Annotated in this window: 14 protein-coding genes and 1 pseudogene; 7 read left to right on the top strand and 8 right to left on the bottom strand. The window is 40.4% G+C overall.

The genetic code is table 11. The features are described from left to right. Window positions 1–42 precede the first annotated feature (42 nt). Entirely contained in the window at window positions 43–1,968 is a 1,926-nt protein-coding gene (gene nadN, locus DS2_RS18040) for an NAD nucleotidase (protein ID WP_035016382.1), read from the bottom strand. A gap of 256 nt (window positions 1,969–2,224) precedes the next feature. Between nadN and DS2_RS18035 the strand changes: the two genes are divergently transcribed. Further along, window positions 2,225–3,235: a LacI family DNA-binding transcriptional regulator gene (locus tag DS2_RS18035; RefSeq protein ID WP_051480000.1), complete on the top strand. Its 1,011-nt coding sequence runs from the start codon at window positions 2,225–2,227 to the stop codon at window positions 3,233–3,235. Window positions 3,236–3,290: 55 nt separating this feature from the next. Here DS2_RS18035 and DS2_RS18030 read toward each other — a convergent pair whose 3' ends face one another. The 3 genes from DS2_RS18030 to DS2_RS18020 all read right to left on the bottom strand — a co-directional run bounded on the left by DS2_RS18030 (window position 3,291) and on the right by DS2_RS18020 (window position 7,987). Then, complete coding sequence (locus tag DS2_RS18030) at window positions 3,291–4,271, bottom strand: carbohydrate kinase family protein (RefSeq protein WP_051479999.1); 981 nt, start codon at window positions 4,269–4,271, stop codon at window positions 3,291–3,293. After that, complete coding sequence (locus tag DS2_RS18025; protein WP_035016380.1) at window positions 4,258–5,520, bottom strand: MFS transporter; 1,263 nt, start codon at window positions 5,518–5,520, stop codon at window positions 4,258–4,260. Before DS2_RS18025 ends, DS2_RS18030 begins: the two co-directional genes overlap by 14 nt. 64 nt (window positions 5,521–5,584) lie before the next feature. Further along, on the bottom strand, window positions 5,585–7,987 hold the full coding sequence (locus DS2_RS18020; RefSeq protein WP_035016378.1) for a TonB-dependent receptor domain-containing protein: 2,403 nt from the start codon (window positions 7,985–7,987) through the stop codon (window positions 5,585–5,587). Between the two features lie 223 nt (window positions 7,988–8,210). Between DS2_RS18020 and DS2_RS18015 the strand changes: the two genes are divergently transcribed. The 4 genes and pseudogenes from DS2_RS18015 (at window position 8,211) to DS2_RS18000 (ending at window position 13,404) form a co-directional block, all read left to right on the top strand. After that, window positions 8,211–10,139 (top strand): alpha-amylase family glycosyl hydrolase, encoded by a 1,929-nt coding sequence (locus tag DS2_RS18015; RefSeq protein ID WP_035016377.1) that lies wholly within the window; start codon window positions 8,211–8,213, stop codon window positions 10,137–10,139. Between the two features lie 303 nt (window positions 10,140–10,442). Further along, window positions 10,443–11,837, top strand: a complete 1,395-nt coding sequence (locus tag DS2_RS21010) for a flagellin (RefSeq protein ID WP_051479998.1) — start codon at window positions 10,443–10,445, stop codon at window positions 11,835–11,837. An 82-nt stretch (window positions 11,838–11,919) separates the two neighbouring features. Then, a complete protein-coding gene (locus DS2_RS18005) occupies window positions 11,920–12,393 on the top strand; it encodes a hypothetical protein (protein ID WP_035016376.1) in 474 nt (157 codons plus the stop codon). A gap of 65 nt (window positions 12,394–12,458) precedes the next feature. Further along, window positions 12,459–13,404 (top strand): annotated as a pseudogene (locus DS2_RS18000) (PDDEXK nuclease domain-containing protein). Between the two features lie 110 nt (window positions 13,405–13,514). Here the strand turns inward: DS2_RS18000 and DS2_RS17995 are convergent. The 4 genes from DS2_RS17995 to DS2_RS17980 all read right to left on the bottom strand — a co-directional run bounded on the left by DS2_RS17995 (window position 13,515) and on the right by DS2_RS17980 (window position 18,101). Continuing rightward, complete coding sequence (locus tag DS2_RS17995) at window positions 13,515–14,273, bottom strand: DUF4824 family protein (RefSeq protein WP_035016375.1); 759 nt, start codon at window positions 14,271–14,273, stop codon at window positions 13,515–13,517. After that, the gene (locus tag DS2_RS17990; protein WP_051479997.1) at window positions 14,266–15,351 is read right to left on the bottom strand and encodes a DUF2157 domain-containing protein; all 1,086 of its coding nucleotides are present in this window, start codon (window positions 15,349–15,351) and stop codon (window positions 14,266–14,268) included. The genes DS2_RS17995 and DS2_RS17990 overlap by 8 nt, the downstream gene beginning before the upstream one ends. A gap of 93 nt (window positions 15,352–15,444) precedes the next feature. Further along, a complete protein-coding gene (locus tag DS2_RS17985; protein ID WP_035016374.1) occupies window positions 15,445–16,326 on the bottom strand; it encodes a transporter substrate-binding domain-containing protein in 882 nt (293 codons plus the stop codon). Window positions 16,327–16,358: 32 nt separating this feature from the next. After that, window positions 16,359–18,101 (bottom strand): tetratricopeptide repeat protein, encoded by a 1,743-nt coding sequence (locus tag DS2_RS17980; RefSeq protein WP_035016373.1) that lies wholly within the window; start codon window positions 18,099–18,101, stop codon window positions 16,359–16,361. A gap of 116 nt (window positions 18,102–18,217) precedes the next feature. On the opposite strand from DS2_RS17980, the gene DS2_RS17975 reads away from it, so the two are divergent. Further along, window positions 18,218–20,290, top strand: a complete 2,073-nt coding sequence (locus tag DS2_RS17975; RefSeq protein ID WP_160168593.1) for a TonB-dependent receptor plug domain-containing protein — start codon at window positions 18,218–18,220, stop codon at window positions 20,288–20,290. Between the two features lie 29 nt (window positions 20,291–20,319). After that, window positions 20,320–21,423, top strand: coding sequence for an HmuY family protein (locus tag DS2_RS17970; protein WP_035016372.1), 1,104 nt, complete (start codon window positions 20,320–20,322; stop codon window positions 21,421–21,423). The last annotated feature ends 323 nt before the right edge of the window (window positions 21,424–21,746 follow it).

Genomic DNA, 21,746 nt, shown 5'->3' with positions numbered 1-21,746 from the left:
TGGCCATGAGTAGGTATAACTATCTGTTATTCTCTAGCTAGTTTAGTAGCTAGTACAATCAGTCGCTGTGCTGTGGTCACAGCCGTCACGACCAATGTATTTTTGCGTTGAGTATTCTTCTGCAGGTAGTTTGTCTAACGACATATTGTTCTCTGTTAGCATTTCAACATAGTCGATAAAACCTTGAGCATATTCTGTATAGGTATCAACATAGTCTCCAGCGTTGAATACGGCTCCAAAGGTAGTGTAGCCATCTTGACCACTGGCAATGAAGTCATTGGTAACCACTGTATAAGTCGCTGAAGTATCAATTGCCGTCCAGTCACCAGCAAGGCGCGCGTTTACTTCAACATTGCTCACCCGACTGCCTTTAGCGGCCGATGCATCTACATTATAACGTAAACCAGATGCATAAGGGTAAGAGCCGGTAGAGCCATTGTTGTCTAGTGCATTTGATAATGCATCTTCTAACACATCAACAATTTGCTGACCAGTCATATCTAATGTCACTAAGGTATTTGAGAAAGGTAACAAGGTGAAGGCATCTGCTATCGTATAATCACCTGCCGCTACATCCACTCGTACGCCGCCGCCGTTTTGAATACCAATATCAGCCGTTGGGGTTACCATCATAAAAGCTTTGGCCACAAGGTTAGAGATATCGCTGCCGTTAGCATAAGTTGCTGACGCATCACACAGAGTTGAGCGAGCTTGCCCAGGGAAACGCTCTAAACACAAATCTGTTGACACAGAGCCTATAATCGTTTGTTTTAAGGCATCTACTTTTTGGTCATAACTTGCAATTAACGCGCTAGTTGTTGCATCCGCTTGTACTACTTGAATTTCGGAATGGCTGGTCAGAGCTTGGGTGACTAGCTCCATATCTTGGCCTGTTAGCGTGCGATCTTCGCTGTCGCTAAATTCATAAACGTACTGTTCGCTTATTGGCATAATTGGCTCGCCGTTACATGATTGCACTTTACCATGTTTATCGAAGCTCACGTTCAACTTACCCATTACATGGGCGTACTCCCAAGCTTGAACAACACATACTTGATTGCCTGATTTATCGGTGACACGAGTTGGATATTCTGCAATAGGATTAAAACCCAAATCGCTAAACGTTGAATCGCCTAGCAACGTATGTGAATCGCCACCCACAACCACATCAACGCCGGTTAAGTTGCCAACCAAAGTTAAGTCGTTTGCATATTGATAGTGGGTCATTAAAATTATTTTGTTAACGCCCATATCTGTCAGTTCATCTATATATTGTTGTGCGGTAGTGGTTTCGTCTAAAAACATTGTGCCGTCATCTGGTTGCGACGAATTTTTCGTTTTACCTGCGATATCTATACCGATAATACCGATTTTCTCGCCTTGTTTTTCTACTATCGTGTAAGGCTGAACATAACCGTTATTAAGTGCTGAATCCGCCGCAGGTACAAGATTTGCTGCAAGGGCTGGTGTTACACAACCTGTTGAGTTTAACTCATCCAAAAAGTTAGCTAAGCCAGCATCACCATCATCAAATTCATGATTTCCCAAGGCAAATGCATCAAAGCACACTTGATTCATAACCGCAGCATCTACTTCACCCTTGTATAAGCTGTAGTACAAAGTACCGGTGATTGCATCGCCAGAATGCAGTTTTAATACATTGTCGTTGTTGGAGGATTCTTGATTAAATAAACTAACCAACATTGGGAAACCACCATAGGTTACGTTTACTTCTTCAATTGCAGCGTCGCCTTCTGTTTTGGCGGACAAGTTTAAAGAAGATACATCAAAGTCAAAATCATCCGCTGCTACATGCGAGTGATGATCGTTCATATGCAAAATAGTAATGTCGATGGCTTGTGCTTGATGCTTGTCGTCGTCATCATTGGTATTTATCTCGATATTACAACCTGCTAACAAAGTCGTACAAGCGGTCGCCAGTATGCTTAACTTGAATAGATTTTTCATTGTAACTCCATGCTAATTTTTATGGTGTAGTGGAATATCTAAAATCATGCTAAGCGCTGAATAGGTCTTATAAATTACACAAACATGAAGCTATGTTGACAGTTATGTGTTGGGAGCTTTGGTTAAAAGTTTGTATGCAGGTTGCAGAACACCGCAACATGTAACTAATTTTGCTCTCACCGTGTGCAATCGATTGCAATCATGGCTCGTTAGCTATATGCTTAGCGACATAGAAAATTGTTAGAAAAGGTTTGATGTGAGCTCAATTGATATGCAGCATATTGCTGATCTTGCGGGGGTTTCGCGTGCTACTGTCTCGCGTGCGTTAAATGACAGTCCTTTGGTTAACGAACGAACCAAAGATAAAATTAAACAATTAGCTCAAGAGCATAATTATGTCATTAACGAAGCGGCGCGCAATTTTAGGTTAAATCAATCGCAAACGGTTACTGTGGTCATGATGACAGACCCTCTGGTTAACCAACAATCGTTTGATCCATTTTTTATGGAAATGATAGCCAGTTTGCTGGAAGCCTTAGCTAAATCTGAGCTTGATATGTTGGTTAGTCACGAGCCCATAACGGATGCTACGAGCTTTCGCAACAGCCGAATTTATCGTCAATCTTTAGGGTTGATTGTAATCGGGCAAGGCCAAGGTCATGAGCAGTTAAACGCTCTGGCGAACGACAAATTACCTATGGTGGTTTGGGGCGTGCCAACTCAAGGGCAAGCATATTACTTAGTATCGACAGATGATAAGCAAGGTGGTAAGCAAGCGACCCAGCATTTAATTGAAAAGGGCTGTAAAAACATTGCCTTTTTTGGCGATAAATCTTCAGCTGATTCAGGGTTGCGTTATCAAGGCTATCGTGCTGCTCTCAAAGAAGCTGAGCTCTCGGTAAATCCAGAGCTAGATGTCACAGTACCATTTGTCACTGAACAGTCTAAAAACGCCATTAATCAATTTTTAGACGCAAAACCTCAGGTTGACGGCATTGTTTGCTGTAGTGATTTAATTGCCATGAGTGCAATTTCATGTTTACAAGAGCACAATTTAAAAGTACCTGACGATGTGGCGGTTATTGGTTACGATGGCCTGTCGTTTACTGAACGCACATCACCGCCTCTATCAACGGTCAACCAAGATATTAGCCAATGTGCTTATAAGTTGGTGGATAGTTTGGTGGGATTGATAAATGGTAAACAAGTAGAAAATACTCTGGCCGATGTACAATTGATTGAACGTAAATCAACTCAACGCAATTAGAAAAAAGCGCCTATGTCTGCGGAGCGCAATTGACATAGGCGCGAAAGAAATATGTTTAAACCTGCATGTTATGGCACTGGGCAAACTCGGTTACTTCGGCAAAGTTTGGTGGGTTGCAGCCGTGACGAGAAACATTGATTGATGCGGCTATTGCGGCACAACTATTAATTTTACTTAATTGCGCTTGGGTAAAGTCGGCGGCATCAACTGAGATTAATTGGTTGCGAACAAGGTAGGCCAACATGGCTGCAAAATAGGTATCGCCAGCGCCTACCGTATCAGCGAGTTGCGCAGGGGTGATAGCGGGTAAAAAACAATTTTGATTAGCGGTTAATAAAGTTGCGCCGTCAGCACCTTGGGTAAAGGCGATTAGTTTTATGTTGCCTTGGTGCAGGAGTTGTTGGCAATACGCTAAATATTCACCATTTGCTCCAAGTGCATCTAAATCTTCATCACTCACTTTCAAATAGGTTGCATGTAGCATAAGTTGTTTAACGCTGGCTATATATGCGGATTCTTCTTCTGGAATGCATTTACGCATATTAATATCTATGCTGATGTTGATATTTTTATGGGTTAAATAACCAAACACTTCCGTCAGGGTTGTTGCCATTTCTGGTCGTAAAGCCAGTGAGCCAGTGTGGAAAACTTTTAAATCGCTGGGCAAATTGGCTGTTAGTTTTTCTACTGAAATGTCTAAGTCAGCAACTAAACTGCGATACAAACTGTAGTCTGGTTGGCCATTGGCATCTTTGTAAACCAGTGCCAACGAAGTATTGCGATTTGAGCTTATGTTTGTAGGCAAGATAACCTGCTCTTTTTCTGCATAAGCTTTTATGCGCAGCCCCATTTCATCGGTTGAAATTGGCGCAAGGTAATGGCTAGCTAAACCAAACCTAGCCATTGCTAACGCAACATTAAAGGGTGAACCACCAATATAAGGTTGAAATTGGCCATCTGGTTGTTCAATTAAGTCGATTAATGCTTCGCCAAATACAGCGACATTCTGTTGTGAAGGCACTTTATGCTGCTCCATATTGAGATTTTTCTATTTTGGCTAATTGTTTTTCAGTTGGATTAAATAGGTAATTTAACAACATGCCAACAAACAAAATACTGGTAAATATGGTTGCAACAATAAATCCATACTGAGCATCGCCGCCATACATGTCACTGACTATGCCCATGACAAGTGGCCCAACCGCCGCGCCCAAAGCGGTAAAAAATAAGATAAAACCAGCGACTGTACCGTGTTCATGTTTGGCAAAACAGCTGATACCTTTAGAATTAATCGTAGGGTATATCACAGACATAAAAATGCCAGTCAGCGGGAAGGTGAAAAGTGCTATCTCTCTGCCACCAACTATCCCTGCGATAAAACAAATGGCAATAACAAAACTAAACAACATCAAAACCATTGACCAATTAAAATGCTGCATCATCCAGATACCAACAAAACGGCCTAACGCGCGCAAAGCGAAGAAGATAGATACAGAGTATATTGCCAAGGTTTTTGCGCTGTCTGATGAATAGCAGCTGTAGTCAGTTGTACCGTCACATAGCAGGTAAGTTGGCATCCACACATAAATTGCACTTTCGGCCGCAACATATAAAAATGCCGCAATCGAAAAGCCCATTGCATAGGGATCTTTGAGTAATTTTAAGCTATTGGAAAAGCTAGATTTGTTATTGGTTGCCGCTGGCTTTTGGTAAGCAGGGTAGTTTACTTTCCAAGCAAGTAGCATTAATAAAGTACATAAAATTCCCGCCAGCACATATAACCAGATCCAAGGCGCGCCATTGTGGATTAAATAAGCCACAATCAGTGGCCCTATGATTGCACCAACACCAAAAAACGCCTCTGCGCCATTCATAGTACCAGTGTGCTCTTTAGTTGAACGTGAAATATCACCAATTAAGGCTAAGGCTGCAGTTTTAAATACTCCAACAGATAAACCTGAGAGTGTAATAAGCGCAAGAATAAAGTGAAAAGTATCGCCAATTAAAAAGAGATAACAAGACAGAGCAAAACCGCCCAAACCTAAAATGATTGTTTGTTTTCGACCAAATTTGTCAGCTAAAAAACCCAAAAACAAACCCGATATAGCTATGCCTACCATAAATAAAGTGTGCATTAAGCTTGCTTGAGTATTGTTAATGTCGAACTCAATTTTGACTTCTTTAATAATTTCGCCTACTGAATCCGATGTCATGGCAAACATCATAAACATCAAATAAGTTAACCAGCGAATCAACGTTAGGTTATGTGTATTGGTTTGAGTCATACTTTGCTCCGAGGCACAATAAGGTTATAGAAAAAACAGGGAGCCGAAGCTCCCCCCTCAAGCACTAAAATGTGTATCTAAGTGTCATTGACGTGGTGCGGCCGTTAATTGAACGGGCACGTATAATGTTGTTTGCTGGAATAGAACCTTCTTCTGCTTCTGTTATTCCAACTTCATCCGTTAAGTTATTAACATTTAGCGACACCGTTAAGTTGTCAGTAACCAAATAGTCTGCAAATACATTAAACTGAGTGTAGCCGTCAAATTTAAGATCGTTGTTGTCTTGTGCATACGAATCGGTTGTGCCTAAAACATTTAAACCAACTTTTGCTTGTTCAAAGCTATAAGTAGCGGTTGCTTGATAAATGAAATCAGCTTGGCGGCGTGGGGTATTGCCAACCACGTCAGGGTTCATTTGGTCTTTGACTATTTCGGCATCGGTCCAAGTTGCGCCTGCTTTCAAGTCAAACTCACCAACGCGGTAATTTGCTTCAATCTCAACACCTTTTGCTTCATACACGCGGTCAAAGAAGGTTTGGCTGGTGGCTTCGTAGTTTTGCTCTTCAGTTTCAGCTAAAAAACCAGTCACAAAAATACCATAACCGTCACCACGGTATTTAGCACCCAATTCCCATTGGTCAACCATATCAATTGAATCTTCTTTAGCTACAGAGCCATCGTCATTTACTTTGCCGAATAACAATCTGTCAGCGTTGGCACGACCACCGCGGCTTAAGCGCGTGAATAGTGCTAGATCGTCAGTTAATAAATAGTTTACGCCAGCAGAAAAACTGGTGTAAGCCCAGTCATAATTAATGATAGATGGATTAGCTAGGTCAATTGAAACAACTGCTTGTTCAGGCATGCTAATAACACCGTCACGATTCATATCTACCGTACTTGTTGCTGATGGTCCTGAATAGGTGCCTGAGGCATCACCCATATCTCTGCGCACACTAATATCCCAGTTAAAGCGGTCAGTTTCGCCGGCAATAGCAATGTAAGGTGCGGTTATGTCGTATTTAGCATCGTAATTGCGTTGACAACAGTTGCCCCATGCTGGAGTACCATAGGCATATAAACCATTGTCTGAATATTGTGTGCCATCTGCGCCCACTACATTTAAAAATGCTGCGTTATCGCCTTTAACTTCCATTAAGTATGAGTTCCATAACCATGACATACCAATGTCTTGGCTCGCTTTGTACATACCAAAAGTAACCGAAACATCTGTAAAATCTTTAGATAATTTTAGGTCGTTGGCATAGTTATTGAAATTGTCCATTTCGACATCAAAAGTATGAATACGCATGACCAAACCATTTTGGGTTGCATCAGTGAATGCTTGGCCTTTGCTGGGGCCGTTTGCATATTCTAATTCGGCACCGGCACCACCAATGCTTTCTGCTATGGTTGAAGCATTTGCGACTTCTGCTGGGAATGGTGAGATAAATTCTCCTGAAATAGATGAACGACGGAATTTATTTAATAATGTCCAATCGTTTTCAAGATCTAAAGATACTTCAAATCCAATGCTGTTAACTGTTGGGTGCATGCCATTTTGCATATCACCAGTACTAATTTGTCCGTCTGAACCTAAACGCAAAGTTTGTTGAAAATAAGCTGAATGTGGGGTGTCAGTTAATGCATCAAAACCAGCAATTGAGCTGCCGTCTGAATACATAGGCATAGGTAAATAACCAATGCTACGGTCGTCTAAATGTTTTAAATACAATCGCACATATCCATTGTCGAACTCTTTGGTAAAGTTGGCTTTTATTTGCCCACCTTTGTTACCTGTGTAACCTGCATTTCGTGCACCTTCACCCTCTCGGAAAAAACCACCAATATGGAAGTAGGTATCTTTACCTAATTCACCACCATATTCAAAATCAGTACGAAGATTTTTGTAGTCCAAGCCAAAAGTTGTCGCAACACTGCCACCTTCAATTTCGCCTGTTTTGCTTACAAAGTTAATCACTCCACCTGGTGAATTACTTACTGTAGTAGACGAAGAGCCTCCACGTACAACCTCTATGCCGCCAACAGTTGAGTCGGCACGTAAAAAGATATCTGAGTTACCAAACGCAATGTCACCAAATTGCATCACTGGTAAGCCGTCTTCTTGCAATACTAAAAATTTAGCACCGCCCGCTGCAACAGGTAAACCACGTACTGCGATGTTCGCATTACCTTCACCACCCGTTGATTCAGACCGAATACCCGGAATACTTTTAAAAATTTCTGCGGTGGTACGCGGGGTAGCAACTTCCACATCTTGTAAATCTATAACTGTTGAAGATACGCTACTTTTCATTTGGGTTGCGCTTCGCGGTACACCCGTTACTAAAATTGTTTCGAATTCTTTTTCTTCTGCACCAGTTTGCTCTTCGGCCATTGTCGCAGTAGAAACTAAGCTTAAGGTTGTGATCGCTAATGCTATAGGGGTTTTGTTAAAATGGTTCATGTGCATTCTCTCTAACTTTGTTGATTAACTGTAGTTGCTTAATGGCCAATTCGCACTTCAGATTGACAAAATCTTAACAACTTGCAATCGATTGTATATCTGGAATGCAACCGATTGCAAGTTGTTTTTGCAAAAAGTTTAAATTTAATGCAATCGGTTGCAATTATATTTACAATCGATTACATTTGTTGGGAATAGGTTTAAATAAGTGGGAAATATCTATATGAACTATCAACAAGAAAGCAAACAATGTTTAGCACGTATATTTGAGCACGTGAGTTTACAAGGTATTGCAAAAACGCAGCAAAAGTTATTTAAGGACAGATTAGAAAGGTATTTCCCTGAACTATTTAGCCAGATGCTACAGGTGTACGGGCAACGCTATGACTTGCATTACCATTTACAAGCTTTAGCTGAATTACTGATTGAGCAGTTCAAGCAGCGCAGCCCAGCGTTAAAACGTAAAGACAAAATGCGTTTAGACAATCCTCATTGGTTTAAGTCTGAGCAGATGTTGGGTATGGCTTGCTATGTTGATTTAGTTGCAGAAGATTTAGCAGACTTGCAGACAAGAATTCCATATTTTGAAAAGTTAGGCATTACTTATTTGCATTTAATGCCGTTGTATAAATCACCTGAAGGAGATAACGACGGGGGTTATGCTGTGTCTGATTATCGGCAAGTTTCGCCCAACTTGGGCACAATGCAGCAGTTGAAAAAACTCGCGACTGCGTTAGACAAGGCGGGTATGAGTTTAGTGTTAGATTTTGTTTTTAACCATACGGCAGACGATCATGAGTGGGCGTTGGCGGCCAAACAAGGCGATGAAACTTATCAGCAGTATTACTACATGTTTGATGACAGAACTACGCCAAATCAATACGAACAAAGCATTCGTGAAATTTTTCCACAAGTTCGTCGTGGTAGCTTTACCTTTAATGAAGATACGCAAAAATGGGTATGGACCACATTTAATAGTTTTCAGTGGGATCTAAATTATTCTAATCCATCCGTTTTTCGTGGCATTGTTGGTGAAATGCTCTTTTTAGCCAACATAGGTTGTGATGTTTTGCGCTTAGACGCACTGGCATTTATCTGGAAACAAATGGGCACTAGCTGTGAAAGTCAGCCAAAAGCACATTTACTTATTCAAGCTTTTAATACCTGTTTAAAAATTGCTGCTCCAAGTGTGTTGTTTAAGTCAGAAGCGATAGTTCATCCTGATGAAGTGGCTCAATATATTGATAAAGACGAATGCCAACTTTCATATAATCCATTGTTAATGGCGTTGTTGTGGAATAGTTTAGCTACGCGTAAAACGCGGCTATTAACTCAGTCACTATCACATAGATTTAAAATCAGCTCTGATTGCAGTTGGGTAAATTATGCTAGATGTCACGATGATATAGGCTGGACTTTTGATGATGGTGATGCAGGTCATTTAGGCATAAACGGTTATGATCATCGACAATTTTTAAATCGATTTTATACGGGTCGATTCCCAGGCTCGTTCGCCACAGGCGTACCATTTCAAGAAAATCCACAAACTGGCGACTGTCGCGTATGTGGTTCACTCGCATCTTTAGTTGGTTTAGAGCAAGCTCTACAACAAAATAGTCCTGCTGCGGTTGATGAAGCGGTTAAACGCATAATGTTGTTGCATAGTGTATTGCTCAGCATTGGAGGTATTCCTTTGTTGTATCAAGGAGACGAATTAGCCGCATTGAATGACTACAGCTATTTAAACGATGAGCACAAAAAACATGACGCGCGTTGGGTAAATAGACCAAAAATCACGCAAGCGATGTTTGAAGCAGTAGAACGAGCGGGCACACTTGAAAATAGAGTGTTTACTGGTTTAACTCAGCTTGTGCAAATTAGAAAACAACATGCTGTTTTTGGCGACGCTGCAACCGAAATTATTTATACGAATAATCAGCATGTTTTTGCGTTCAAACGTCAGCATGAAAATGGCCAAACATTATTGGTATTAGTTAATTTCACCGAGCGAGAACAAGCTATTAATAACCAATTTATCCAAGATGTTGCAAAGCGTCCGCTAGATTTGATTGAACAGCAGGCTATGGATTTTGCTCATTCGCAAATAACAGTGTTAAAACCGTATCAATTTCGCTGGTTGTTATGTGAATAATTCTAGCAAATGATATCAGCTCTATCATTGTCAGTCTGGTGGTCAGTTCGGGCATTAGGTTTTGTTGGTCCAATCGCATAATAGCTTAAGTTCACAATGCTTTTTTACTCATTAAGTCGATGTGTGATTGATGGTACTGCAGGTAGCAACAGCTGATATCGAAATTGTGGGGTGATTAAGCTGCATAATTTGTCGTTTGAATGGTTATATTCAAAAAGACTGATAATATGACTCAAGTTATTGTCACAGTAGTCCGATAAGTAACAAGTTATATATGTTGTTGATTTTCAGGGAAAGGTATCTATGAGCCTTGCAGTACACAATCAGGCATCAAACCTTTATATTCAAAACCAGCTCAATGTTTTTAATACAAACTTATCCAAGTCTTTTGAGCGATTATCATCGGGGTTAAGAATTAATTCAGCGGCAGATGATGCTGCTGGTTCACAAATATCAACTCGGTTAGAAACTTCGCAAATTTCTAGCAAACAAGTTGCGAGAAACTTAAATGACGGCATCAGCTACAGCCAAATAGCTGAAGGAGCCTTAACTGAAGTTGGAGATATGTTAAAGCGCATGCGTCAACTATCAGTGCAAGCGCAAAACGGCACTTTAGGTACTGCAGATAGAAAAGCGCTAGATGCTGAGTTTCAGCAACTTAAGGCGGAAATTAATAATATAGCTTACGAAACTGAAGCTTTTGGACGTCACCCATTGACCGATACGCCACCAGAAGTTGCGAACGTTACATCTATTGTTGATGCGTATGCCAACGGTGTTACTTTGACTGGTCAACTCTCAGGAGTTCGTTCGATTGCTTATTTACCATCAGGGTTAAAAGGGGTTGATATTTCAATAAATTCAGCAACAGCTGACGATGATATTCAGATTTTTACCCCTTCTGGTGCACATATAGTTGGTACACCATTCAATAACGGTTTCGCTCCACATAATGCACAAGATGCGGTGTGGAATGGCAGAAATTTATCGACTGATTTATTTTTAACCTCAAATGGTTACAACGCAAATGCTAGCTATAACGACTCGTTGTTGATGACACAAGGAACACAGCAAGTTTTAGGAATGAATATTTCCTTTACTGGTGATGAAGATTACCTAAACTCAGATCCAATTGAAGGAAACAATGGCACAGTCAGTGCCGGAGAATCAATGATCGAACGAGTGCAAATAGATGAAATTAAAACTCCATTAATTATCTCTGTTGTGGGTGGTGGTGTGTTTAGCATAACCCCAAGTTGGACAGGATATGACGAACCAAGCGACTATTCAGCAGAAGGGGATTTACGTATAACCACAACAACAGCAACCGGACAAGCTCAACAATTTATTGAAATACCTAAAACACCTGCGACTACGGAAGACTTAGGAGTAAGTGATTTGGCACTAGACCCAATAGAAGCTGCAAAAGCAGCATTGGCGCAAACTGATATTGCCAGTGCGCAAGTCGCAGAACATAGAGCAACTTATGGTGCCAGTATAAACTCAATTCAATCGTCCTTACGTAGCATGCATAAACAGCAAGAGGCTGCAGCAGCGGCTAAATCGCGAATTTCAGATGCTGACTACGCTACAGAAACTTCTGAACTGACAAAAAATCAAATTCTGCAACAGTCAGCACAGGCGTTGCTTTCACAAAATAGTCAACGGCCTAATTTGGTGTTGTCGTTGCTGTCATAGCTAAAGTATCTCCGTAAGCGACACTTTATGTCGCTTACACCATTTAAGCTTCTACTATCACATTGGTATAGGAGCGGTTGCTATGTGTAAATCATCAGCTAGGTTGGCAAATAAACTACAGCGTCAGCTTGAGCTTGGAATATTAGATGAAAGTAAAGTTAAGGCTGCAAAGGTTTTTGTTGAGTTCAGCAAACAATGGCAAAGGCTGCAGCTGATCTTAGAATGTTACCCAGTTTTAGGCGAATTCTCAGTGCATAAATTATGTGTTCGACCAGTAGAGCGTACTTTCTCCGAAATATTAGTTGGGGTATTGGGTGACGATGAGCTAATCCATGTTCTGCGCAATTGTTTAAAATTAATAGAACTACTAAAAAGTATTACAGACCAAACACGTATCCCTCATTTTTGTGCTTTCACCGCTGAATATTATGCAAGCAGACAAGTATCAGAAAAGTCAGTAGGCTATGTGGTGTTAACAAAAGAGCTAGGTGAGAAAATAGATACAGAGTTTGAGCAATTACTTAATACTCTCTGCAATCCTTGCTTATTTAGCTAATTTATATAAATTAACAAAACAGTTTTTTGCTATGTGGATTAAATATAAGGGCTGGCGGCGAAAGAATGAGCAAATTAACCGATAGTACCCAAGACAAACTAAACTTGTTAGCCGATGCCATAGCCTCGCATATTGAGCAAGCTCGCGCGCAAGTACGCCAAAGTGTGAACAGCGCCATGGTGCAAAGTTATTGGCAAATAGGCCGGTTAATAATTGAAGACGAGCAACAAGGCGAAAGCCGCGCTGCGTATGGTAAACAGCAGCTACAGCAATTATCACAAACTTTAACCGCAAGATTGGGTAAAGGTTTTGATGTTCGTAACTTACGTAACATGCGTGCATTTTACCAAGCGTACCCAATTCGGAACGCACTGCGTACCGAATTGAGCTGGACACATCACCGTATTCTAATGCGCCTAGAAAATCCAAGTGCACGCGATTGGTACACGAACGAAGCTATCTCGCAAAACTGGAGTGCCCGCGCATTAGAGCGCCAAGTGTCCACACTTTACTACGAACGTTTACTCGCCAGCCAAGACAAACGCTTGGTGGAGCAAGAAGCAAAAGAAAATACCCAGCCGTTAGCAGAAACGGCCAAAGACTATCTACGCGATCCTTATATACTCGACTTTTTAAACTTGCAGGATAAAACCTACCAAGAAAGCGAGTTAGAACAAGCCATTATCAGCAACCTACAACAGTTTTTGTTAGAGCTCGGTAAAGGTTTTGCTGGTCGACTTAAAACTGGGCAAACTTAAACACCAAGATATTGGCCAAATGGATACTTATGTACGTTTGTACGATGAACAACGCAAAGGTGAAGACGACAACCCTACCATAGGCTTGGTGTTATGCAGCGAAAAGAGTGAAGCGATAGTTAAGTACTCAGTGTTAGCTGAACAAAAACAACTATTTGCTGCTAAATACCTACCGTACTTACCAACCGAACAAGAGCTAAAACAAGAACTAGAGCGCGAACGCGCACAAGCTTTGCTTAAATTACAAAAATGAGGTTTTGGTCGATTCTTGGCTGCAAGCTGAGTAAAGCTCAGCAATTGCGAAATGGCTTGTTTCGCAATTGCTTGATTCAAGCTCAATGGTTTAGGCTGTTAGTTACTCTATCAGAGCAAACTCACTTTACCGACTACAGGTTCTAAATTAGCGCCATAAGTCAGTTCAACTTTATATCTCGGTTTTTCTTTTGAGCGATGTCTATTGCGATAATTTAAATTTTTAAGTTGTTGATTTCGCGGGTATGGAATAAAAATCGAATCGACACTCAGCCGGTTTAGGTTAGCTGCTATCTTGTCACTTTCGCCTTCAGATTTATCGGAGTAAGTTTGGTAGCTGCGCACAACCCCTTTGGCTATAAATACGTTACTTTGTTTTGCATATTTATCTGCTAATTCACTGAAATTGGTTGCCGCATTTATGGCATATAAACGAGAGGCGCTGTATTTCAAGTGATCTCTGATGCGTAGTGCATTTTTACGTTTAGAATCAGTTGAGGTAGGGTCATCTAATGTATTTTGATATTTCAATTCGGCCTCGCTCAGCTTAAGTTGGTGGGTATCACCATTCAGTTCTAATGCTATGTAAAGCTCTTTTGATGAGTTGTTGGAAAGCTCGAGTGCAGCTATTTTCTCAGTGGTTAACCAGGTGGGTGTATATTTATTTTTTTCATGTGGAATTTTTACATCAAACGATAAAGAAATACCACTATTTTCTTTATTGGTAGAGTAAGGAAGAGTTAACTCACGCTCGGTCAAAACGACAGAATAAAGCGGATTGCTTTGGTTATACCAAACCTTGCCAAGTACAACTGCATTGACCACAAGTATTATAAAAGCGACACTTGCTAAAAGTATATGTTTACGCATGTTCAGCTCCTTTTGTTGCGTTTATCCATAAGCCTATTTCACCTGTGCGCAGGCGTTTAAATACCATTAAAATTAACAGCGCAGTTAAAGCGATAACTAAGAAAAACAGGTACTTCGGCATCCAGTCCCACCACCAATCAAACATTTTTGTATACAGAAATAGCGTGAAAAATGTGCTGCCAAGGTTAACTAAATCGCGCCAATTTTGGCGAATGCCGTGATAAATTAATGCTGCGGATATAACAAAGCCGACAATCTGGTAGCCACCTTCGATTATCTCTGGGTCGATAGTTAAATAACTGCCACGTGCCCAATTTGCTAAAACTAAAACAGGTAATAAAAATAACAATCCACCGAAAATTCGATAGATAGCTGTAAACTCTTCAAAGCTTTTTTGTTGTTTGTGCCCGAAGGCAAAAATAATCAATGCGGGCAGAAAAAAGTTTTCCGGCCGCTCGCCAAAAGATAACCAATAGAAGCCCGACCAAGTGCCCATTTTCGCCGATAGAAAGCATGCAAAAAACAAAATGGCAAATGTTTGTAATAACCTAGAGTGTGTCATATACGCCAGTGCCAAACTGACAACAGACCAGACAATAAAAGCATTAGGTGAGGGGGCTACATTATAAATTTGCCCGAGCATAGATAAATTAAGCACAAATGCAGCTATACAAACTAAACCGGCTATTTTGGCAAAATAGCCGGACTGCTCTTTAACTAAACAGAGCTGAGTTAATGCCAAAGCAATCAATGGGCTGCTGATTAAAACACTTGTTTGCACTAGCGTGGTTAGGTTGCCCCAATACTGATAAAACAACATAAACAAACTGGCACTGAAGGCAAGCGCGCCGATAAACGAGGCTATTTTCATCGCCAAACTAAATTGTTTTTGGCTAGTGGAAGCGTCGATATCAAAAGATTGGCTGAGAGATTTAAGTAGTTGTTGGTGATAGTTGTGTAAGTTGGATTTATCTGTAGTGGAAAGTTGTAAAACACCATCTTGTTCTAGCTGATTTAACTCTGAGTTAAATGCATTGATTTGGTCGACCCTGTGTTGCGCATTTTGTTTACTGTGCATTTTATTATCTACCTTGATTAAATTGCTTGTTTTATCACCGAATGATGGTTATCGAATATGTTCAACAACAAGGATGACTGATGCGACTCCGGTTTACTCTTCGTCATAGATCATCCACAGCTCTTTGCGGTTGATTGGCGTTTTCTTGGTTAAGAACTTATTGTGGATTTTTATCACGGTTCGGTTGTGTATGTTAGCTGCTTTTAGATTGTCTGCGTGGTGCTGTGCAAACATCTTTTTTAAGATACCCTGCTTTATCATTTTTTCCAGCCCATACTCAATACGCTCTGCTATTCTGGGATGTTTGGGGGAAACGAAGATATAATATGGCTGCAGCATGTATAACACTAAATTTGGCTCGATAACGATATTTGTTAGCGTGTCTTTTCTCTCGTTAAGTTCATAAAAAGCCTCGTTTATGCCTCTTGGGGTATAGTCAAACCGTCCTTTGTTGAGCATTTTAAACAAACTATCATAGTTACTGGTTTCGACTAAAGGTATGCCTGCACTAGCTAGAATTTCATTAATACCCCATTTTGAAACAACGCCTGCGGATAGTTCTTTTAGTTGTTCAAGGGTTTTTATTTGGCTAAATTTATCCAGGTATTTTTCATTGGTTGCCAACAGTCGGAAATTAGCCATACCACGGCGGATTGGAATTCTAACTGGAATATTTAGGTACTCCCAATCTGGCGTTGTCATTGCCATGGTCAAATTCATATGTTTCCCTTCATGTACCTCCATCATTTTGGAAAAGTTATCTAATTCTCGTTCTACTAATTTAATTTCAAAAAAACCGTACTTTTTCATACTCATTTCTAACGATTTACGCAGGACGGCGTGCGGGTACTGTGCTCTTAAGTCTAAATTAGCTTTCGGTTTAGTTGAAACAATGACATCGTTGCCAAAACTTTGAAAGGTCAGGCTGAGTAAGGCAGTTAACAATATTGCCAGCGGCATTCGTATGTTTTTCATCTAGTAGTAACCTATATCTAATTCGTTATGCCCTAAACTTTGTTTTTGCCAACTGCGAGGAACTTTCTACCAACAAAAAATAAAATAACCATAGTACAAGCACCAATCAGTAAATTTATAATAAACTGGTATTTTATAGTTAACTCACTAATTTCTTTGTCTTTTTTAAGTAGGGATAGTTGGTGTTCTTTATTGTTGAGTTCCATAGTAAGCAAAGACTTGTCATGCTCAGCTTGAATCAAAGCGTGCTGTTTTTTCTCTACTTGCAATACAATGTTCATTTCAGCCATTTTTTTGTTTAACGACTCAGTTTTTAACTGTTGCGACAAAATTTCTTTTTGTTTTGCATACTGCAGTGCTTGGCGGTAATTGCCTAAAGCTTCTTCTGCGTCTTGTAGAACATTGTATGCATCAAATTCGAGCGACTTTGCGCCAATTTTTCGTGCAGCTTGTAGGCTTGAAAGTGCTGAATTTGCAACTTGATTAGGCGCCATTTTTATCTGCGTAGAGGCTAGTTGAATTTGCGTGTCGGTCTGGTTCCAAACATCTTGAATAGAGGTAAATAGGTCAATTGCTTGAGCAAATGTTGTTTGTGCTTGGTCGACTTCGCCTAATTGAATATATATGTTGGCCAAGTTTTTAAGCGCAGTGCCTGCACCTTTTAAATCGTTCAGCTCGGTAAAGATTGCGTGAGCTTGTTTGACGTAGTTTAGTCCTTTATTAGGATCTGTTTCGACAATTAGCTTGCCTAGCTCTCGGTAGGCGGCAGCTCGGTATTTGGGGTTTACCTCTGATTTATTTAACTGCAATACTTGATTAAAGTAACTGCGGGCATTGTCATATTGGTCTAAATGAATACAAATTAAACCAATGGAGTTGGCGGCAGCGGCAATGCCGTCAGGATCATTTAGCTTGTCGTAAATGGCTAGGGCTTGTAAGCCGAATTTAAGTGCATCTTCGTAGTTGCCTAATTTACGATGCAAAATGGATAATACGGTCAATGCATCTAGTTCTTGCTCTTGATGAAAGTAAGTTTGAGCTATTGTTAATGCCTGATTTATATTGATGAGTGCTTGGGCGTAGTCCCCCATTTTATTTTGTGTTTTGCTTAATATAATTAAGGTTTGGGGCAATAGTTTATTGTCTGGAAACTCTGTCAATATGGCCGTTGCTTTTTCGTAATAACGCGCACTAGAGACCAACTCATTTATTTTAGAATAGGCATCAGCAATGTTGCGCATTAAACCTGCTTGGCTCATTTTATCTGTATTTGATTGGTAGCGTAATGCCGACAAAAATGTCCTTAACGCATCTTGGTTTTGTTTCTGAGCCTTGTATACATAGCCTTTATTTCTCAAGGCTTGCATAATTAGCTGAGCATCGCGCATTTCTCTTGCTTTCACTTCGGCTAGCTCTGCTTCTACTAAGCTTTGGTCGAGTAACTCTAAACGCCGATAAATTTGTGATAGCGCTAATGAGCTAGCAAACTCAGTTTGAGTGTTTGACACTTTATTTTTAAGCGCCCGAACTCGAATTAAATACTCTTGAATTTTAGCTGAGTCATTGACTGAAATCGCCAGTTGAATTTGCTGCAATAACAGCGTCAGGCTTTGGTCAATATCGCTAATCGATTGGGCTTGAATAAAAGCTTCTGTTAATTTGCTTTGCTGTTGTTGGTAAGACTTGCTCGTTAAATCTTGTGCTTGTGTTGAAAAACAGACAGTGATTACTAAACAAAACAAATACAACTTACGAAGTTGAAACACAATCTGCATTAATCAAGCCCTCAGCTATATTGTATTGCGGTTAACTTATTAAACATAGTTGCAAGTTTATACCGATGCAAATGGCAATGAATTAAAATATTGACATTTATTAAATGATCAATAAAATGCAAATCATTCTCATTTGTATTGTTGTTTTTATGTGGTCCGCTTTAAACAGGTATAAAGGATTTCAGAGTCAAAAGGATTTAGTTAAACAAAAATTTAAGCTGTTTACTCTTGTAACGGCTCTGTCTCTATTCTCTCTGGGCATTACCCCCTATGTGTTGGCTGATACTGTGCAAACCACCGAAGCTGCTGAACACATAGTGGTTACAGGCACTCGTACTGCAAAGTTGTTAAGTAATTCACCGGTAAAAGTAGAGGTGATTTCCTCGGATGAAATATTACGCGTAAGCCAAGGCACGGTTGCTCAAGCGCTTAATTATGTTGCTGGAGTTGTTGTTACCCGCAGTCAGAAAGATGGTTATAACATTCAAATGCAAGGTTTTGGTGGCAACCAAGTGTTGGTATTGGTTAACAGCCAACCGGTATTAACCCCAACAGGCTCAGAGGTCGATTTAGATCAAATTAGCGTGAATGATATCGAGCGAATTGAAGTCATGCGTGGTGCCGGTTCTGTTTTGTATGGTAGCTCAGCTATGGGTGGGGTAATTAATATCATCACCAACAAAGCGATTGGCAATAGTACAAAAATTAGCTACGAATTGGCTAACTACCACGATAATGCGCTTGACGGCAATGAGTACGAACACCAAACACGTTTAAACATCTCACGCCAATTTGGTAAATGGATAGCTAGAACCAATATTAATTTAATTGACCAACCAGGTTTTGATTACAACAAGCAAGACCAAAAACAATCTGCTGCTAGCGTTGATAAAATATTTGCTGACGCGTCATTAACCCGCGAATTTAGTCGTTTTAATGCACAAGCTAAGTTGCGTTACTTTACCGAAGATAAGTTTAAACAAAAAAGCCGTCTATCTGTTGGTGAAGAAACCGTAGTTACTGGTTATGGCTCGGACGTTGAACAGTATCAACTCGATACTGCGTTTTGGGCAAATAACCAAGCTTGGAATGTCAATACACGCTCTATGCTACATAAAGAAATCAGCGGTGAAGAAAGCAAACGTAAAACTACAATTCAGCTTAATGAGATAGATGGCAAGTATGTTGCGACCATTGCATTGAAATCGAATACTGCTGAAATTGAATGGGTGAATGGTGGCGTTGCACACTTTGATGGATTAGACCAATACAAATTAGATGAAAACGCTACAGTTGAAATAGATGACGAAAGTCGCTCTGCAACTGAATTATATAGCCAAGCAAACTATATACAGGGTGACTTCCAATTACTTGCGGGTGCTCGTGCCCAATACGACACTGATTTCGGCTGGCATAAAGCTTTGCGTTTATCGGCCATGCTTAAACAGAATTTGGGCGCGCAAAAAATAAACTGGCGCTTTGGTGTTGGGGAAGGGTATCGCGTACCTAATTTAAAAGAGCGTCACTATACTTTTGATCATCGCCATTTGGGTTACATGGTGTTAGGCAATGAAAATTTGCAGCCTGAAACTTCAAATCAAGCCAATGTGACAGTGACTTGGCAAACACCCATTTGGAATAAACAAGCCGACTTTGAATTAGAAAGTTACCTGCATTTTTCTAAGGTTGAAAACCTAATTAAAACCGAATTCGACTTAGCCGCAACTCAAGCTGTTAATTACGAATATCAAATATCTAGCTATCAAAATATCGATCGCGCAAAGATGAAAGGTTTTGATATTAGCGCCAAACTCAGCTTAACCAATTGGCAATATCAATTTAATTACAGCTACTTAGACTCAGGTCGTTTGGCCGACCGACCTCGTCATCAAGTAAAAAGCAACTTTTTATATCAATTGCCTAAATACGAATTAGATATTTTGCTCTATTGGCTTTATCAAGCGGACGAAGCTTATAGCCGCGAAAATTTTACCGGATTGTCCAACAACAATTGGAGCAGTTGGACCCTAAATTTCACCCAAAGATGGAATGAAAATTTATCGTGGCGCGCAGGAGTAGACAATATTTTTGACGAGCATGCAGACGAAGCAGCCGTCGCTGCTGGGCAGTTTGATGCTAGAGAAGTTAGCAGCCGACGTTTATACGCAGGCTTTACCTATCAATTTTAAATAAAAATTACTTTATAGAGATGCAAACAATGAAACATAATCAATTATTAGTTGCTTCGGTACTTACTTTATTAGCCACTGCTTGTGGTAGCAGTGATTCAAACGACAGCGGTAGCGAAACCAGTGGCAAAGACAATACCCCTGTGGTTAGCAGTTTTGGCCCTTACTCAACCGGTACTTCAGCAGATTCTAAATTTGTTTATTTCGATTTAGACACACAAACAGAGTTAACTCTAACCGCTGAACAAGCTGCCGAAAATAAAGAGTGGGACATTGCATTTAAACGTACAGGCGTTTATTTAAATACTCATGCTGATAACACAGTTGGTATGTATTTCACAGGCAACAATGCAGATTTTTTTGATGCGGATGGCAAAGCCATTGTTGATAGTTTTGTTAGTGCAACTGCTGAAACTGAGTTAGCAGACTACACCTCAGTGACCGCTGATGCTGTGCCTGCTGACGATATGTTTAAGCAAGATGAAACTAAAAATATCTTGGATGGTTTTTACGATTATGACCCAGTAAACCATGTTGCTTCAGCGTCGGCTGACAAATACTTTATTGTGCAGTCTGACGGTATTTTCAGTAAATTCCGCGTCAGTGATTTTGTTAAAACTGACGCTCGTGGTTTAAGCAGTGTCACTTTTACTTTGGCCAACCAAGGCGCATCAGATGATAGTTTTGAAGCTGAAAGCACATTAACTGTAGATGCAGTGGCAGCTTGTGCCAGCTACTCAGGTTTGTATGTCGATTTTGACTTAAAACAAATGGTTTCAAGTACAGATGCTTGGGACTTGTACATGCCATGTACTGGCAACAACGACCAAGTTGGGTATGAGATGCACATTGCAGACGATGCGACTGCTATTCAAGACTTTGGTAACAATTACGCGGCAATTGATACTGCTGCATTGCGTTATTACTACTTCCAACCTGATGAGTACCATGTAAAAGCTTTTGATGATCAAGTTTGGTATCAATATAACTTGCAAGGTGGTCATAAATTGTGGTCGCAATATGGTGTGTATTTAATCAAAACCGCATCAGCGACTTATAAGTTACAAATTACCGGCTATTACAACGCTGATTTAGAGTCGGGTAATTACAGCTTCCGCGCAGATGCATTGTAAGCGGTGTTGGCAATGCCGCATGGAATGACCATCGCCACCGTTTTATTGGTGGTGTGTCTCCAGCGGTTTGATACGGGTGTATTTAATCAAAACCGCATCAGCGACTTATAAGTTACAAATTACCGGCTATTACAACGCTGATTTAGAGTCGGGTAATTACAGCTTCCGCGCAGATGCATTGTAAGCGGTGTTGGCAATGCCGCATGGAATGACCATCGCCACACACAGAATAGCGGAGATGCACCAGCAAGAAAAAAGCAAACCCTCTGAGCCATGGATGGCTCAGCGGAGCTCCAAGGATGATGAGATGAACACCTTTTGTA

Source organism: Catenovulum agarivorans DS-2 (genome assembly GCF_000568405.1).
GTDB lineage: Bacteria > Pseudomonadota > Gammaproteobacteria > Enterobacterales > Alteromonadaceae > Catenovulum > Catenovulum agarivorans_A.
The sequence above is the reverse complement of the archived record's forward strand: the minus strand, read 5'-3'. Positions and strand labels throughout refer to the sequence as shown.

What these genes read in the sequence shown, in the direction of transcription:
- DS2_RS18025 (WP_035016380.1), bottom strand. Translation starts at nt 5,520, where the DNA reads ATGACTCAAACCAATACACATAACCTAACGTTGATTCGCTGGTTAACT.
- DS2_RS18005 (WP_035016376.1), top strand. Translation starts at nt 11,920, where the DNA reads ATGTGTAAATCATCAGCTAGGTTGGCAAATAAACTACAGCGTCAGCTT.
- DS2_RS17975 (WP_160168593.1), top strand. Translation starts at nt 18,218, where the DNA reads ATGCAAATCATTCTCATTTGTATTGTTGTTTTTATGTGGTCCGCTTTA.
- DS2_RS18030 (WP_051479999.1), bottom strand. Translation starts at nt 4,271, where the DNA reads ATGGAGCAGCATAAAGTGCCTTCACAACAGAATGTCGCTGTATTTGGC.
- DS2_RS18015 (WP_035016377.1), top strand. Translation starts at nt 8,211, where the DNA reads ATGAACTATCAACAAGAAAGCAAACAATGTTTAGCACGTATATTTGAG.
- nadN (WP_035016382.1), bottom strand. Translation starts at nt 1,968, where the DNA reads ATGAAAAATCTATTCAAGTTAAGCATACTGGCGACCGCTTGTACGACT.
- DS2_RS21010 (WP_051479998.1), top strand. Translation starts at nt 10,443, where the DNA reads ATGAGCCTTGCAGTACACAATCAGGCATCAAACCTTTATATTCAAAAC.
- DS2_RS17970 (WP_035016372.1), top strand. Translation starts at nt 20,320, where the DNA reads ATGAAACATAATCAATTATTAGTTGCTTCGGTACTTACTTTATTAGCC.
- DS2_RS17995 (WP_035016375.1), bottom strand. Translation starts at nt 14,273, where the DNA reads ATGCGTAAACATATACTTTTAGCAAGTGTCGCTTTTATAATACTTGTG.
- DS2_RS18020 (WP_035016378.1), bottom strand. Translation starts at nt 7,987, where the DNA reads ATGAACCATTTTAACAAAACCCCTATAGCATTAGCGATCACAACCTTA.
- DS2_RS17980 (WP_035016373.1), bottom strand. Translation starts at nt 18,101, where the DNA reads ATGCAGATTGTGTTTCAACTTCGTAAGTTGTATTTGTTTTGTTTAGTA.
- DS2_RS17990 (WP_051479997.1), bottom strand. Translation starts at nt 15,351, where the DNA reads ATGCACAGTAAACAAAATGCGCAACACAGGGTCGACCAAATCAATGCA.
- DS2_RS17985 (WP_035016374.1), bottom strand. Translation starts at nt 16,326, where the DNA reads ATGAAAAACATACGAATGCCGCTGGCAATATTGTTAACTGCCTTACTC.